17 protein-coding genes are annotated in these 16,150 nt (G+C 46.6%); 8 read left to right on the top strand and 9 right to left on the bottom strand.

Annotated elements, in window-relative coordinates:
* Positions 1–29: 29 nt before the first annotated feature.
* On the top strand, positions 30–1,187 hold the full coding sequence (locus CIK88_RS08075; protein WP_094435715.1) for an MFS transporter: 1,158 nt from the start codon (positions 30–32) through the stop codon (positions 1,185–1,187).
* A 36-nt stretch (positions 1,188–1,223) separates the two neighbouring features.
* Positions 1,224–2,111 carry a carbohydrate kinase gene (locus tag CIK88_RS08070; protein WP_094435713.1) on the top strand — a complete coding sequence of 296 codons (888 nt, stop codon included), beginning with the start codon at positions 1,224–1,226 and terminating at the stop codon, positions 2,109–2,111.
* A gap of 348 nt (positions 2,112–2,459) precedes the next feature.
* Here CIK88_RS08070 and ald read toward each other — a convergent pair whose 3' ends face one another.
* Complete coding sequence (gene ald, locus CIK88_RS08065; protein ID WP_094435711.1) at positions 2,460–3,566, bottom strand: alanine dehydrogenase; 1,107 nt, start codon at positions 3,564–3,566, stop codon at positions 2,460–2,462.
* A gap of 426 nt (positions 3,567–3,992) precedes the next feature.
* Here ald and CIK88_RS08060 point away from each other — a divergent pair, with 426 nt between their 5' ends.
* From CIK88_RS08060 to CIK88_RS08050, 3 genes are read left to right on the top strand one after another with little or no spacing between them, the layout of a single operon-like run.
* Positions 3,993–4,622, top strand: a complete 630-nt coding sequence (locus tag CIK88_RS08060; RefSeq protein WP_254046874.1) for a hypothetical protein — start codon at positions 3,993–3,995, stop codon at positions 4,620–4,622.
* Positions 4,623–4,644: 22 nt separating this feature from the next.
* A complete protein-coding gene (locus tag CIK88_RS08055; RefSeq protein WP_094435709.1) occupies positions 4,645–6,705 on the top strand; it encodes a DNA topoisomerase 3 in 2,061 nt (686 codons plus the stop codon).
* A 9-nt stretch (positions 6,706–6,714) separates the two neighbouring features.
* Positions 6,715–8,715, top strand: coding sequence for an OmpA family protein (locus CIK88_RS08050; protein WP_094435707.1), 2,001 nt, complete (start codon positions 6,715–6,717; stop codon positions 8,713–8,715).
* A 194-nt stretch (positions 8,716–8,909) separates the two neighbouring features.
* Here the strand turns inward: CIK88_RS08050 and CIK88_RS08045 are convergent, their stop codons facing one another.
* From CIK88_RS08045 to CIK88_RS08035, 3 genes are all read right to left on the bottom strand, one after another.
* Positions 8,910–9,248 (bottom strand): DUF5056 domain-containing protein, encoded by a 339-nt coding sequence (locus tag CIK88_RS08045; protein ID WP_158214664.1) that lies wholly within the window; start codon positions 9,246–9,248, stop codon positions 8,910–8,912.
* Entirely contained in the window at positions 9,241–9,774 is a 534-nt protein-coding gene (locus tag CIK88_RS08040) for an RNA polymerase sigma factor (RefSeq protein WP_094390651.1), read from the bottom strand. The genes CIK88_RS08045 and CIK88_RS08040 overlap by 8 nt, the downstream gene beginning before the upstream one ends.
* An 83-nt stretch (positions 9,775–9,857) precedes the next feature.
* Positions 9,858–10,520: a DUF6249 domain-containing protein gene (locus CIK88_RS08035; RefSeq protein WP_094435705.1), complete on the bottom strand. Its 663-nt coding sequence runs from the start codon at positions 10,518–10,520 to the stop codon at positions 9,858–9,860.
* 120 nt (positions 10,521–10,640) lie between these two features.
* Here CIK88_RS08035 and CIK88_RS08030 point away from each other — a divergent pair, with 120 nt between their 5' ends.
* The 3 genes from CIK88_RS08030 to CIK88_RS08020 are packed head-to-tail and all read left to right on the top strand — an operon-like array spanning position 10,641 to position 13,094.
* On the top strand, positions 10,641–11,846 hold the full coding sequence (locus tag CIK88_RS08030; RefSeq protein WP_094435703.1) for a hypothetical protein: 1,206 nt from the start codon (positions 10,641–10,643) through the stop codon (positions 11,844–11,846).
* Positions 11,821–12,615 carry a thymidylate synthase gene (locus CIK88_RS08025; protein WP_094390648.1) on the top strand — a complete coding sequence of 265 codons (795 nt, stop codon included), beginning with the start codon at positions 11,821–11,823 and terminating at the stop codon, positions 12,613–12,615. The genes CIK88_RS08030 and CIK88_RS08025 overlap by 26 nt, the downstream gene beginning before the upstream one ends.
* On the top strand, positions 12,612–13,094 hold the full coding sequence (locus CIK88_RS08020; protein WP_094435701.1) for a dihydrofolate reductase: 483 nt from the start codon (positions 12,612–12,614) through the stop codon (positions 13,092–13,094). The genes CIK88_RS08025 and CIK88_RS08020 overlap by 4 nt, the downstream gene beginning before the upstream one ends.
* 66 nt (positions 13,095–13,160) lie before the next feature.
* On the opposite strand, the gene CIK88_RS08015 is transcribed toward CIK88_RS08020, so the two are convergent.
* The 5 genes from CIK88_RS08015 to CIK88_RS07995 all read right to left on the bottom strand — a co-directional run bounded on the left by CIK88_RS08015 (position 13,161) and on the right by CIK88_RS07995 (position 15,943).
* On the bottom strand, positions 13,161–13,640 hold the full coding sequence (locus CIK88_RS08015; RefSeq protein ID WP_094390646.1) for an Lrp/AsnC family transcriptional regulator: 480 nt from the start codon (positions 13,638–13,640) through the stop codon (positions 13,161–13,163).
* A gap of 94 nt (positions 13,641–13,734) precedes the next feature.
* A complete protein-coding gene (locus CIK88_RS08010; protein WP_094390645.1) occupies positions 13,735–14,214 on the bottom strand; it encodes a biopolymer transporter ExbD in 480 nt (159 codons plus the stop codon).
* Entirely contained in the window at positions 14,211–14,780 is a 570-nt protein-coding gene (locus tag CIK88_RS08005; protein ID WP_094435699.1) for a biopolymer transporter ExbD, read from the bottom strand. Before CIK88_RS08005 ends, CIK88_RS08010 begins: the two co-directional genes overlap by 4 nt.
* A gap of 10 nt (positions 14,781–14,790) precedes the next feature.
* A complete protein-coding gene (locus CIK88_RS08000; protein WP_094435697.1) occupies positions 14,791–15,174 on the bottom strand; it encodes a hypothetical protein in 384 nt (127 codons plus the stop codon).
* A complete protein-coding gene (locus CIK88_RS07995; protein WP_094435804.1) occupies positions 15,167–15,943 on the bottom strand; it encodes a MotA/TolQ/ExbB proton channel family protein in 777 nt (258 codons plus the stop codon). The genes CIK88_RS08000 and CIK88_RS07995 overlap by 8 nt, the downstream gene beginning before the upstream one ends.
* Between the last annotated feature and the right edge of the window lie 207 nt (positions 15,944–16,150).

Below are 16,150 nucleotides of genomic sequence, written 5' to 3'. Positions count from 1 at the left end.
GGCAGACCATTGCTATAGAAAAATAAACAATGAATAAATCATCTAAGTTGACCCTTATCCCGGTGATGCTCTGTTTCTTCGCCATGGGATTTGTAGATTTGGTAGGTATTGCCTCCAACTACGTAAAGGAAGATCTCAACCTCAATGATGCAACAGCCAATCTGTTCCCATCGCTGGTATTCTTCTGGTTTCTAATATTCTCCGTGCCTACAGGCATGTTGATGAATAAGATTGGACGCAAGCGCACTGTGCTGTTGTCGCTCATCGTGACTGCTGTGTCGCTACTGTTGCCTATCCTTGGCGAATCGTTCGAACTGATGTTGGTATCGTTTTCGCTGTTGGGCATTGGTAATGCACTGATGCAAACATCGCTCAACCCATTGGTTTCGGTGGTTGCCACCGGCAAACATCTGGCATCCACTCTGACTTTTGGCCAGTTTGTCAAAGCCATTGCGTCATTCCTTGCCCCATACATTGCCATGTGGGGTGCCATTGCCACCATCCCCACATTCGGTTTAGGTTGGCGTGTGCTCTTCCCCATTTATCTCGTCATCGGCATTGCTGCCACGGTATTTTTGGCAGGAACACCTATTGAGGAAGAAGAGATGAATGGTGGAGTTTCTGGTTTTGGTGAATGTTTTCGATTGTTGGGCAAACCCATTGTTCTGCTGTCGTTCATCGCCATCATGTGTCATGTGGGCATCGATGTGGGCACCAATACCACCGCACCAAAGATTCTGATAGAGCGTCTGCAATGGACATTGAATGAAGCAGCCATTGCCACCAGCCTTTATTTCATTTTCCGCACCATTGGTTGTTTCACCGGTTCATTCTTCCTTCGCATATTGAAACCACGTTTGTTTTTCGCCATTAGCATCGTGATGATGGCGCTGAGCATGATAGGCTTGTTCGTCGGCGAGAGCAAAATCATCCTTTATATCGCTATCGCTTTGGTAGGTTATGGCAACTCCAATGTCTTCTCCATCGTATTCTCCCAGGCCCTTTTGTCAGTTCCAGAGAAGAAAAACGAAGTGAGCGGTTTGATGATTATGGGCCTTTTCGGCGGTACTGTATTCCCACTCATCATGGGTTTTGCCAGCGATGCCGTAGGTCAGGTGGGTGCCGTTGCTGTCATGGCAGTGGGTGTTATCTATCTGTTCTCTTATATCAATAAGGTGGAAATGTAATAGCTTTGTTGAACTTTAAACAATAGAACATAAATTATGAATACTAATTTGAAGAAAAAATACTGTGTAGGATTGGGTGAAATCCTTTTCGATGTGCTTCCTACCGGATCACAATTGGGCGGTGCTCCTGCCAACTTTGCTTATCATGCTGGTCAGCATGGCTTGCCATCGGTAGCCGTTAGTGCTATTGGCAACGATGTTTTAGGCACTCAGGCTCTCCGCTTGTTGGATGAGAAACAGCTCAAACATGTATTGCCTGTGGTAGATTATCCCACAGGTACGGTACAGGTGGAACTTGACAAGGACGGCGTCCCCACTTATGACATCAAGCAAAATGTGGCATGGGACAATATTCCCTTTACCCACGACATTCGTGAGGTGGCAATAGGTTGTGGTGCCGTTTGTTGGGGATCGTTGGCACAGCGCAATACGGTCAGTCGCGATACCATTTACCGCTTTCTTGACTATACTCCAATGGATTGCTTGAAGATTTTTGATATCAATCTCCGTCAGAATTTCTATTCGAAAGAGGTGATTTGTGAGAGTTTGAAGCGTTGCAATATTTTGAAGATCAACGATGAAGAACTTGTCACAATAGGTCGCATGTTTGGTTATCCCGGTCTTGATATCGAAAACAAATGCTGGTTGATACTCGGCAAATACGATCTCGATATGTTGGTATTGACGTGTGGCGTGAACGGCAGTTATGTGTTTACTCCTGGCAATCTGTCTTTCCAAGAAACTCCAAAGGTGGAGGTCGCTGATACTGTTGGTGCTGGCGACTCGTTTACAGGCACGTTCTGTGCATGTATTCTCAAGGGCATGAGTGTGCCCGAAGCCCATAAGCGTGCTGTTGAAGTGAGTGCTTATGTCTGCACCCAACAAGGTGCTATGCCGGAAATACCCCAAGAACTTTTAGGATAACACACAAACATAGTTATGACATGCCGTATGGTTTTCAGAAGCCGTGCGGCATGTCTTTTGTTTGTTATAAGCTGACTCCTATACTGTTGTCAAGTAGATATGAAAAGGAGCAAATGACGTTTGAAGCCATTCAGTACAACTGTGATAGGTGTGAAAACAGACGCCAGTAAGCATGGTGTGAAATATCTATTTGTAGGCAAATCAAATTGTTTTGCTGACCAATTTCATCGTATCTTCTCAGCAATTTCATTGAATTTCCTCAGCAAATACATTGAATTTGGTCAGCAATTTCATTGAGTTTACTGAGCAAATTCATTGAATTTGCTCAGTCATCAACTATTCGTTGATTTAAAGTGAAATAGGCTCGTATGGCAAATCGAATACATCTGCCACAGCATGGTAGGTCACTTTGCCATTAACCACATTGAGCCCTTTGTAGAGTGCAGGGTCGTCTTTGCAAGCCTTCCGCCATCCTTTGTCTGCCAGGGCAAGGGCATAACTCAGTGTGGCATTGGTAAGCGCCATTGTAGAAGTATTGGGCACAGAACCTGGAATGTTGGCAACAGCATAGTGAACAATATCATCCACAATATATACAGGATCGGAGTGGGTAGTGGGATGCGACGTTTCGAAGCAACCGCCCTGATCAATAGCAACATCTACAAGTACGGTACCCGGCTGCATCATCTTCAGCATTTCTCTGGTGATGAGGTGGGGCGCTTTGTCGCCCGGAATCAATACGCTGCCAACAACGATATCAATGTCGGGCAGCATCATCTTGATATTGTGTGCAGTAGAGTATAGGGTGTGCGCATTTACCGGCAGTTCCATTTCGAGTTGGCGAAGGCGTGGCAGCGAGATATCTGTAATCCATACGTCAGCTCCGAGTCCGCAAGCCATTCGTGCTGCAGCTTCACCAACGGTTCCACCACCTAATATCAGCACCTTGACGCGGTCAACACCGGGCACACCACTGATGAGTTTACCCTTTCCGCCTTTGTTTTTTTGCAGATAATAGGCACCGTTGAGTGTAGCCATACGACCAGCCACTTCGCTCATAGGGATGAGCAACGGCAGTTTATGGTCGTCAGTTTCCACTGTTTCGTAAGCCAGACAGACCGCTCCGGTTTTTATCATAGCCTCGGTAAGTTGTCTGTCGCATGCAAAATGAAAGTATGTGAAAACGAGTTGGTCCTGTTTAATCAACTTGTATTCCTGTTCTATAGGTTCTTTCACCTTGATAATCATCTCTGCCTCGTTATAGACAGACGCTATGTCGGGGAGAATTTTAGCCCCCACAGTTTCATATTTTTCATCACTGAACCCGCTGTTGATGCCTGCTGTGTGTTGTACAAACACTTGGTGCCCATGGCGAATAAGTTCTGCTACTCCGGCGGGTGTCATGCCAACTCTGCTCTCGTTGTTCTTGATTTCTTTAGGAATACCGATTTTCATAATAGTAGGGTTTTAAGTTAAACATATTTTTTACGCCGTAAATTTATGAAAAAATCGAATAACTTGTATTTCACAGATGAAAAAAATAGCATTTTTTAATAAAGAAAATAGTCGTTTTGATGGGTAGAGTTTGCAAAACGAAATAAATCACAGATAATAGCGGTTTTAGAGCTGACAGAGCCGGACAAAGACAGACCTTAATGGCCACAAGCGGACAATGGTAAACACAGCCGGACGATTATGGACAAAGACAGACTGACAGGCTGGCAATTATCTGCAGTGGAACCCATGTCATATCGAAAGATCAGGATAGGGCGTTTCTGAAAAAAGCATAAAGAAAGAGAGAAATGTTTGGTGGTCTCCATAAGAAATCGTAACTTCGCACTTTGAAACAATAGTGTTTCGTAGAGATAAAACAAAAACCTGATGAAGATTCAATCAACAAAATACAATCGCCCAATACATCAGATGTGGCACATGATGGCTATGACGGTGATGCTGCTGATGCTGGCTGTTACACCGCCCATCATGGCGCAAGAGGACCAAAGAGCATTGCCCGATTCTACGCTACATCTGCCTGAACTCAACGCTTACGGACAGATGCAGCCCGCTGTGAGTCATTGGCCTGTGGGCTATGTCGGGATGGACAACTGGAAACTGCATAAGGGCATGAACCTCATGCTCGGTGCAAGCGTCTTTACTTCGTTTGGCAAAGGATGGAAAGGTGCAGGCTTCAGCCAGCAGGTCAGCGGCATGTATGCACTGCCAGTGACCGAGAAACTGTCGCTCGCCGTAGGTGGCTACTTCCATAATGCCGATTGGGCAGGCTATAATCTCCATCAGGCAGGATTCAATGCCGTGCTCGATTATCGTTTCTCACAACGTTGGGAAGGATTCCTCTACGGACAGAAAACCTTGATGGGCAATAAGATTCCTGTGCCCGTCTATGACCATGAACTCGGCGATAGAATAGGGGCAGCCGTTCGCTACCACTTCAATCCATCGACATGGATACAGGTATCGCTCGAAACAGGCCATCGCCCATATTATTATTAATGTAGAAAACAACAACGACAGCATGATAGTCTGTATAGCAGAGAAACCCAGTGTTGCACGCGACATCGCACGCATCATAGGTGCCAACACAACCCATGACGGATATATAGAAGGCAACGGATACCAGGTGACATGGACCTATGGTCACCTCTGTACGTTGAAAGAACCCAACGACTATACGTCCATGTGGAAGTCATGGAATCTCTCATCACTGCCCATGATACCGCCACGCTTCGGTATCAAACTGATAGAACAGGACAGTATCAAGCGTCAATTTGCCGTTATCGAGAAACTGATGAAGCAAGCCGAACGCATCGTCAACTGCGGTGATGCCGGACAAGAGGGAGAACTGATACAGCGATGGGTGATGCAGAAGGCCGGTGCTACCTGTCCGGTCAGCAGATTGTGGATATCGTCGATGACCGATGATGCCATCAGAGAGGGATTTGCCAATCTGAAAGACCAAGCAGACTATCAGCCTCTCTATATGGCTGGACTGTCGAGAGCTATAGGCGACTGGCTGTTGGGAATGAATGCCACGAGACTCTACACCTTGAAATACGGTCAAAACAGACAGGTGCTCTCCATCGGACGCGTACAGACTCCGACGCTGGCACTCATTGTGAACCGACAAAAGGAAATAGAAAACTTCAAACCAGAACCCTATTGGGTGCTCGCCACCATCTATCGCGACACCACTTTCACGGCTACCAAGGGAAAGTTTACCAATGAGGAAGAGGGCAAACAGGCATTCTCTACCATCGAAGGAAAAACCTTCACGGTGACCAGTGTGCAGAAGAAAAACGGTACCGAACAGCCACCCCAACTCTACGACCTCACTTCGTTGCAGGTGGATTGCAATAGAAAATTCGGATTCTCTGCCGAGATGACGCTCAATCTCATACAGGCACTCTACGAGCGGAAATACACCACTTACCCGCGTGTAGATACGCAGTATCTGTCAGACGATATCTATCCCAAGTGTCCTGCTACGCTCAACGGACTCTATCAGACACAGTTCGCCGGTGTGGCACCATACACCGATTTTATCAAACCCATTGGCGGAAAGACGTTGAAAAAGTCGAAAAGGGTGTTCGACAGCTCCAAAGTGACCGACCACCATGCCATCATACCAACAGGAGTGGTGCCACAAAACCTCTCTGACGCAGAACGAAAGGTGTTTGACCTCATAGCCAGACGCTTCATCGGGGTGTTCCTGCCCGACTGTAAATTCTCTACTACAACAGTCACCGGACAGGTAGATGACATCGACTTCAAGGCTACGGGAAAGGAAATACTCGATCCGGGATGGCGTGTGGTAAGGGATACGAAGAAGGAAGTGGTGGATGATGAAGAGAAAAAGCCCGACGACGAAGAGCGCACACTGCCTACTTTTGTCAAAGGTGAAACGGGCGAACATCAGCCAACACTCACCGAAAAATGGACTACACCACCCAACTGGTATAACGAGGCATCGCTCTTGCGTGCCATGGAAACTGCCGGAAAATTTGTTGAAGACGAAACACTCCGTGCTGCCATGAAGGAGAATGGCATTGGCAGACCGTCGAGTCGTGCCAGTATCATCGAGACACTCTTCAAGCGACACTATATCAAACGCGACAGAAAGCGCCTCGTGGCTACGCCTACGGGTATCGAACTGATAGACCTGATACACGAAGAACTGCTGAAAAGTCCGGAACTTACGGGCATTTGGGAGAAGAAACTGCGCGATATAGAACATCAGAAATATGATGCCACTCAGTTTATAGACGAACTGAAACAGCAGGTGACTGACATTGTCAATGAGGTGATGCACGACACTACCAACCGCCGTGTGACCGTATTGACAGATGCTGAACTGAAAAAGGTGAAGTCGCCAAAGGCTGAAACAGCATCAAAACCCAAGGCTGCCAAAGCCAAAACCACCAAGGCCAAAGCGAAGCAACAGGCGCTAACTCCCGATGACAGCATCATCGGACAGCCGTGTCCGCTCTGTGGAAAAGGTCATATCGTCAAAGGTAAGACCGCATACGGATGTTCTGACTATCTGCATTGCCAGTGGCGACTGCCCTTCAAAGCATAAAACAAAGCGATGAATACAACTGCGCGCTACCTACCCCTGTTGATGCTCTGCATGCTTCTCATGGCATGTGGTGCCGATCGGGCGCTCAAACAAGGAGACCAGTTGTATGCCACAGGTGACTATTTCGATGCTGCAGCACAGTACCGCAAGGCTTATTCGCAGACATCGCCCAAAGAGCGCACGCAACGTGGACAGATAGCCTTGCGACAGGCGGAATGTTACCGGCGCATCAACTATACCGCAAGAGCCATTACCGCATACCGCAATGCACTGCGTTATAAACAGGGCGATTCTGCCACACGTATGGCTTTGGGACAACAGTTGCTCAAAGTAGGACAATACAAAGAGGCTGCCAAGGTGATGACTGAAATGCTCGATTCGTGTCCGCAAAACAGTATGGCGCAAACGCTCCTGGCGTCTGCCCGTAAGGCTCCGCAATGGAAAAAGGAGGGATCGCGCTATAAAGTGAAACGCGAAGATGTGTTCAATTCGCGACGTTCTGACTATTCGCCGGTATTGGCTGGAGCAGAACACGATCGTCTTTATCTTACTTCTACTCGCAACGAAGCTACTGGCGATGATATCAGTGGCATCACTGGCACTAAGAATGCCGACATCTTCATGGCTCAGAAAGACGAGCAGGGACGATGGTTGAGGCCGCAAGTGATAGATACCGAACTCAATTCCAATGCTGACGAAGGGGCTTGTTGCCTATCGCCAGACGGATGCACCATGTATCTCACCAGTTGTCAGAGCGATGAGCGCTATCCGCGTTTCGCTACTATTGTCACCTCACGCCGTAGCGATGCCACATGGAACAAACCGCAACCGCTTCCTATCACTCGCGATACACTGTCGCTCTATGCCCATCCGGCAGTCAGTCCCGATGGACAATGGCTCTATTTTGTGAGTGACATGCCGGGCGGAATGGGCGGTAAAGACTTGTGGAGAGTGCGACTGACCGAAGCTGGACTGGGTGGGGTAGAGAATCTTGGAACACCTGTCAATACCCCTGGCGACGAGATGTTTCCTACGTTTCGACCCAATGGCGACCTCTATTTCTCAAGCGATGGACATGAGGGAATGGGAGGACTCGATATCTATATAGCTCATCCGACAGCATCAGGATGGACTATAGTACATCCGGGCTACCCGCTAAATTCCATGGGCGATGATTTTGGAATGACTTTTGAAGGCAATAAAAACCGTGGATTCTTCTCTTCTAACCGTGGTGATGCCCATGGATGGGATCATATCTACAGTTTTGAAAATCCTGAAATCATACAGACGGTCAGGGGATGGGTCTATGAGCGAGAAGGTTATGAACTTCCCCAAGCTGTGGTCTATATGGTGGGAAACGATGGCACTAACCTCCGACTTAGCGTGATGAACAACGGCTCGTTTACACAAACGGTGCGTCCTGGAGTGGATTATGTATTGATGGCATCATGTCCAGGATATCTCAATCATCAGACCGAACTGCATGTGGTGGAAACCGATGAGTCGCAAGAACATGTCTTGCAGTTTCCGTTGGCAAGTATCACTGCTCCTGTACTGATAGACAATATACATTATGATTTCGATCGTGCCACACTGCGACCAGAGTCAATGGCTGCACTCGACTCGCTGGTAACGCTGCTGAATACCAACCCGCATGTGGCTATCGAACTGAGTGCCCATTGCGACTATAAAGGCAAGGGCGATTATAACAAACGACTGTCGCAAAGGCGGGCTGAAGCTGTGGCGCACTATTTGACAGCACACGGAATCAGTGCCGACAGACTGACGGCTGTGGGTTATGGAAAGGAACAACCAAAGACTATTAAGCACCGTTTGGCGGTGTGTTATCCCTTCTTACAAGAGAATACTGTATTGACGGAAGACTTCATTAAGACACTTACTCCTGAACAACAGGAGATATGCAACCAATTGAATCGCCGCACGGAATTTCGTGTGACCAATACCACCTATGGCATGTTTGATGCCAATGGACAACTCATTCGGAAGTGATTTATACGAATGAAGTGGGGGGGGGGTAATGGGGGATTTGGTGGTCGGTCGGTGGTCGATGGAAAAGTTGTTAACATTATACAAAATACTGAAAGATAGTAGGTTGTGGTAGTGGGTGGTCGGTGGTAACAAAATGAATGACTCGCGCACATGCGTATGCGTATGCGCGAGATATTTAAGGAGAGCTTCAAGGATTATAGATTCTCTTTCACGCAAACATACAGTTCGTAGGCGCCAGCGATGGCGAGTCCAAATATCAACATGCTGATGGTGGGCAACATTTCTATGAGACCTCCGTTCAGTAGTGACTGCGTGAATACTTCTATGTTGGTCTTGGCGATAGTGATGGCATCGCTCATGAGAAGCAATGCTATAGCTATAAGGATACAACCCAATGTCCACACACGATTGAACCAATTGGCACGATTGGGCAACCGGCGCATGACACGTTCGCTAAAACCATTGTCTGCAATAGTCTGTTGTGAAGCTTCTATGAAAAATTGTTGCAAGAGTTGTTCGTCTTTTCTATCCATAGCCATTTTGTTTCAGATATTTGGTTAGTTTTTCTTTTCCTCGGAAGAGGATGGATTTTACAGTTCCCTCCTTCATGTCGGTGATCTTGGCTATTTGGTCTATCTTGTAGCCATCGACCAATTGGAGGGTAATGCAGGTGCGTTCGTCGGGCTTGAGCAGTGATAGGGCATGATAGAGATCCATCTGTAGCGATGGATTGCTGTTGCCGTTGGTCATTGGCTCTGCCACGTTGTCAATGTCGGAAGTGGTTTTTCTGCTGCGCACATAATCGTAGAATACATTATAAGCAATGCGCATCAGCCAAGTTTGAAAGGACGACATGGCGCGAAACGAACCGATGTTGCGCCACGCCTTGATAAAGGTGTCTTGTGCCAAATCATCGCTCAACGGTTCGTCGCCAAGCGTCTGATGGAGGAAGAATCGCCGCACAGGTGACTGATAGCGCACCACGAGCTGGTCGAATGCCCGGCGGTTGCCCATCATAGTGACCTGTGTGACGAGTGCAAAATCGGTGAGTGACTGCATTGCTTTATCTGCTTTCTTGTTCCACTTGGATATATGGTTTCTCTACTTGGATGTATTGTTTCGTATGCCTAATCCTATAGATCTTAGTGCTGCGCATGATTGTTATCTTGTGCAGGGTCAAGTGCACTGGCGTTTGTTTCGGGCGCATTGGGCAACGATTTGTCTTTGGTGAGATACACACTGATAATCTTGCCGAGTCCGATGAAGAATACGAGGGCACCGATGCCGAATCCTAATTCGTCCATGATGATGCCGAGGAATATGGCCAGTCCGATGCCCAGACAGCATTGGCGTACACCGGGAGCATAGTTGGCATTGCTGTTTTTGGCAGAACGCAACAGGTCGGTGGGAATGGGTTGTCCGTTTTGCGCAGCCAGTTCTGCCAAGCGTATTTTGTCTTTTCGGCTTTGACGGATGAAATAGAAGATGAGGCCGATGATTGATAAGGGGGCTAAGACAAAGAGTATGAAACAGACGGTAATGACAAATTTTGCACCGAATCCTTCATCGCCTCCATCGTAGTCGAAACTGGCAAAGGGGGCATTGCTACTATTGTTGTTGTAACTGGTGATGGTATCTGTCGCTGTTGCCGTAGTGTCGGAGTAGGCTTCAATAGCTGTTGCAGCGGAAGATGTGGTATCTACCAACTCTTGCGTACGGGGCGTGTGGCGATGCTTCTGCGCCATAGTTGGCACTGATGTGGTGAGTGTGGCGATAAATGCCAGGGTGAATAGTAACTTTCTCATAGCTGTATTCCTTTTGTTTTTGTTTATTTTCTATTGTTTTTGTTTTATTTTCGATTGTTTGACGTGATAGCTACGCAATAAGTTGCAAAGGTGCAATATTTTTTTTAATTTTGCAAGCAAATGACACAGTTACCCATAGATTTTACCGATATGGCCCGTCGTACGATGGGCGAAGAACGCTTCGATTGCTATCTTAAGGCTTTTGAAACGGATGCTCCTGTGAGTATCAGACTGAATCCGGAAAAGGCAAAAGAACTTACCGCAGATGGTGAACGGGTGCCGTGGTGTCGCAATGCCTATTATTTGCCACAACGCCCCAACTTTACTTACGATCCTTTGCTGCATGCAGGGTGCTACTATGTGCAGGAGGCAGGATCGATGTTTCTCGATACTGTCATGCAGCAATGGGTGCCTGACGCACCCGTAGTGATGATAGATTTCTGTGCTGCTCCTGGTGGAAAGTCGTTGTTGGCACGTACTGCATTGGCTGCAGGCAGTGTGATGTTTTCCAATGAACCGATGCGCAATCGCGCCAATATCTTAGCTGAGAATGTGGAGAAATGGGGATATGCTGACCATTTCGTGACCAACAATTTTCCACGCGACTACCGTCGGGCGAAGATGATAGCAGATGTGGTATTGTGTGATGTGCCCTGTTCTGGCGAAGGCATGTTTCGTAAGGATGAGGCCACCATACGCGAATGGAGTATGCAGAATGTTGAGAAGTGTGCCCGTTTGCAACGTGAAATAGTTGCAGATGCTTGGTGTTGTCTGGCAGATGGTGGACTGTTTATATATAGTACCTGTACATTTAATACTCATGAAGATGAGGAGAATATACAATGGATGATGGATGAACTGGGAGCTGAGGTGCTACCCGTAAAGGTGGATGCTGCATGGAATATCACCGGTTCGCTACTTGATGGATTCTCACAGCCTGTATATCGCTTCATTCCCGGAATCAGCAAAGGCGAAGGACTGTTCCTTTGTGTGTTGCGTAAGGGCGGGGCATGGCAACAAGGACACTCGTTGAAGTCTTTGCGCAAGTCGCAACAGAATCTCAATATCATCTATTGCCCCAAAGCACAACCTGATATGGTAAAGGTGGAGGTGAACTATCAACAGGCTATGGCTTATCTGCGCCACGAGGCCATTACCCTCGGTGCAGATGTACCACGCGGTATGGTTGGTATCTGCTTTGAGGGACATCTGCTCGGACTCGCCAAAAATATAGGTAATCGTGCCAACAATCTATATCCTAAAGAATGGAAAATAAGAACAACCTACATACCTAAAGAATATGAAACAATACTTAGACATACTTGACCGCATACTGCGCGAAGGAACCCAAAAAGGAGACCGCACAGGAACGGGTACTATCAGCATCTTTGGAACACAATCGCGCTATAATCTGGAGGATGGATTCCCACTGCTGACAACAAAAAAACTACATCTGAAGAGTATCATCTACGAACTGCTTTGGTTTCTTAAAGGGGATACCAATGTGAAATATCTACAAGATAATGGTGTGCGCATTTGGAACGAGTGGGCTGACGAAAACGGTGAACTCGGACCTGTTTATGGACATCAGTGGCGCTCATGGCCCGATTATAATGGTGGAGTGATTGACCAAATCAGTCAAGTGGTAGATCAACTCAAACACAATCCGGATTCTCGTAGAATGATAGTATCGGCATGGAATGTGGCGGAAGTTAATGAGATGGCATTGCCTCCTTGTCATACGATATTCCAATTTTATGTGGCAGATGGTCGTTTGTCACTTCAATTATATCAGCGTTCGGCAGATACTTTCCTCGGTGTACCTTTCAATATCGCATCGTATGCCCTGCTGTTGCAGATGATGGCACAGGTGACAGGACTCAAACCTGGTGATTTCATCCATACCACAGGTGATACACATCTATATCTTAATCATTTGGATCAGGCGCGTTTGCAACTGACACGTACACCGCGCCCATTGCCTGTGATGAAGATAAACCCTGATGTGAAGAGTATATTCGATTTCCAGTATGAGGATTTTCAACTGGAAGGCTACGATCCATATCCACATATTAAAGCGGAGGTTAGCGTATGACATTGCATATTATAGCTGCTGTGGCGCGTAATCGGGCCATAGGTCTTGAAAACAAATTGCTCTATTGGTTGCCCAATGACTTGAAACGTTTTAAGGCATTGACAACAGGACATACCATTATCATGGGACGTAACACATTCCTTAGTTTGCCGAAAGGGGCACTGCCTAATCGCCGCAATGTTGTGTTGAGTCGTACGGTTAAGGAGATTCCTGGTTGTGATGTTTATGCAACGCTTGATGAGGCACTGGCCAGTTGTCAACCAGATGAACAGGTTTATATTCTTGGTGGTGCAAGTGTTTATGAGCAGGCACTTGACAAAGCTGACCGGTTGTGTCTGACAGAGATTGATGACACGCCACAACAAGCCGATGCCTTCTTTCCTGACTATAGTGATTGGAAAGTAGAAAAGAAAGAAGCGCACGCAAAGGATGATAAACATGCCTTTGCGTACGCTTTTGTGGATTATGTTCGGTCGTAATCCGAGTTTATTGATATATCGTTCCGATAGACCGAATGTATCGGCTACTATCGGAATGATTTGTTTTTAATCTTGCTCCTCGGTGAAATCAACTACAGGAAGTTGTCTGTCAAAGACTGTGTTGAAAGAAATCAGAGTTTCTGATGAGGCCAATCCCAACGGCTGCAGTTTGTCATGGATGATGTTGAGCAGATGATGGTTGTTCTTGGCGTAAATCTTGATGAACATATCAAAATTACCCGTGGTGTAGTGACATTCTGTTACTTCTGGAATCTTCTGAAGTTCGACCATTACATCGTCAAATTTCTCAGGATTTCTCAGGTTGAGTCCGATATAGGCGCAAGTTTCATATCCTATCTTTTCTGGATTGATGATAAACTGTGAACCTTTGAGTACCCCCATGCTGGTGAGCTTCTGAATGCGCTGGTGAATGGCAGCGCCACTCACATCACAGGCTCGGGCCACTTCAAGGAATGGTACACGTGCGTCTTCTGCGATCATTCGCAATATCTGTTTATCCAAATTGTCGAGTTTTTGTATTGCCATTTTTCTACTTTTTACTATTTGTATGCAAAGTTATGAAAAAATAGCGACAGTTGCAATAATTTATAGTATTTTTGTGCGTTTTTCCTTTAGATTATTACTCATTGCCTGTTTCGTCGGTGCGATTTGTGGCTGCATAGTTGATTCTGAGTGCACCAGCTTGGCGCAATGCTTGCTTAACATCGCTGATAAGTCCCATGTCGGTTTGGCTATCTGCAAGAATACTGACCACCATGTGTTGGCGGTCCTCTGACGACATGTGGTCGCGCTCTGTGGCAATGGCTTTCGGCAGTTGATCTATGGTTACACTCTTGCTATTAACCTGTATGCGGGTCTCATTATTGTTGCTGTTTCCTTGACTATCGGTGGGATGGCCGATATATACGTGGATGACACTGCCTCGATGCTCAGTTTTTTCCAGTTCGGTGCCTTGAGGCACAGTGAAGCGAACTCTGATATTGTCCTCACGCATGTGGGTGACTATCATGAAAAAGAACAATACGGTGAAAACCAAATCGGGCATGGATGCAAGGTTGAGACCTGGCATCTCGCGTTTATGACGGCGGAAACGACTCATGGGCGACCTCCTTTCTCTGTTGCTGACGTTGCTTTTGGTGAAGTAGGTATCGTGATATTATCGGTTACTGCTTCACTGATGCGCAGGGGATAACGCTGGGTGATGATATTACGCTGTTGGTCGTTGCACTGAGTGAAATGTATGCCGAATTGCTTTTGTGCCATTGTTTCACGTAAGGTATGGAATGCTGCCACAATGGTGTTCTGCATGTTGAAATAGGCATCGTATGATGTGCGACGATCTGTGGTTACCTCTATCATGAAACGTTGGCTCTGTCTGCTTGCCAAAAAGGATTCTACTTCGTGTTGCAGTTGTTCGTCAGCTACTGTTTGTCCGTCAATCCACAGTGCATCGTTTGCATCAAGATGAATTTGGAGTACATTACTGCGATTGATGTCGGTGGTGGCTGATTGCTCTGACTTAGTTGGTGGCAGTTGGCGCGAGAGACCTTTGTCGCTGTTCATCGATGATGTCATGAGAAAGAACACCAGCAACATAAAAGAAATATCGGCGGTGGACGTGGTGTTCAGTAGTGGAACTTCATGGTGATGACGACGGATGAACATAGACGGCAAATTATTTTTTCTGATGGATACGACGGTTTATGCCAGACAGACCATAGGCAACGAAACATGCTGCCACAACCATCATGATCAAGGATACTGTGATGAGACCATCGGTGGTCTTTAGCCAAAAACGGTCTGTGTAGCTAATGCCGTTGATGATTATGGGAGTAGAAGATCCAGCAAGACAGGCAATGGTCAGAAAGAGCAGGGTGGTGATAGCAACTCCATAAGCAATTTTTCGTCTGGGTATTCGGTTGCTTTCAGCAATGCTATCTGTGCGGTTGCGCAACGAGCGCACTACTGACAATACCATGACTATTGCCACGATGATTATTGTGGCATAAATGAACCACAATATGACTTCTGCCAGTAGGTAATCACCAATATTAGTCATGCTGCTGCTTGTATTTAGATAAAGCATCTATCAAGCTGATGGCACTTTCCTCCATCTGCGAAGTGAGATGTTCTATCTTGGAGAGTATATAGTTGTAGAAGAATTGCAGAATGAGTGCTACTATAATACCGAAGATGGTGGTGATAAGTGCCACTTTCATGCCTTCTGCAACAATGGTTGGACTGATGTCGCCTGCCGTTTGGATGCGGTCGAATGCTATTACCATGCCTATTACGGTTCCGAGAAATCCCAAAGACGGTGCGGCGGCGATAAAGAACTTAATCCACGAACACCCCTTTTCCATATTGCTAATCTGTACAGAACCGTAATTGGTGAGCTGACGGTCTATCTGGTCGAGTGGTTCTTTCTGATGGAGTAATCCTTGATAGCAGATGCTTGCCACAGGACCACGTGTCTCGCGACAGAGAGTCTTGGCACCTTCTATATCATTGGCTGTTAACCGCTCGTCAATGTCTTTCAATAGCTTTTTCGCATTGATTTCTGATAGGGTGAGGTAGAGTATGCGCTCGATGCAGAAAGCCAGTCCTGCAATGAGCGCTAATGCTACGAGAGACATGAAACCTGCTGAGCCCTCAATAAATTTCTGTTTTAGCATCTTGTGGAGACCACCACCTCCTTGAGCGGTAGGGTCCATAGCGTTTAAGTCGGCATCGATGACAGCCATTGCAGAATCGTTATCGATGGTGTCGCTCACGGTAGTGGCAACAGAATCGTTGTGGGTAGTATGCTGGGCAAATGCCTGTTGCATGACGAAAGTGAAGGCAAATACAGCCAGCACTATCGTCCATTTACGTCTTATGTTACGTTGATACATCTTTCTTGTTTCTCTTTTTCGGCGACAAAGTTACAATTAACTAGTCGGAAAACAAAAGAAATCCCGATTTTTCTTCTGACTATATACTTGAATTTAATAGATTGACGATACAGAGTTCAAAGAAATGCTAAAATTGTTCTT

The organism is Prevotella sp. P5-50 (assembly GCF_002251295.1).
Taxonomy (GTDB): Bacteria; Bacteroidota; Bacteroidia; order Bacteroidales; family Bacteroidaceae; genus Prevotella.
Note: the sequence above shows the minus strand (reverse complement) of the source record. Positions and strands in the feature narration are given on the sequence as shown.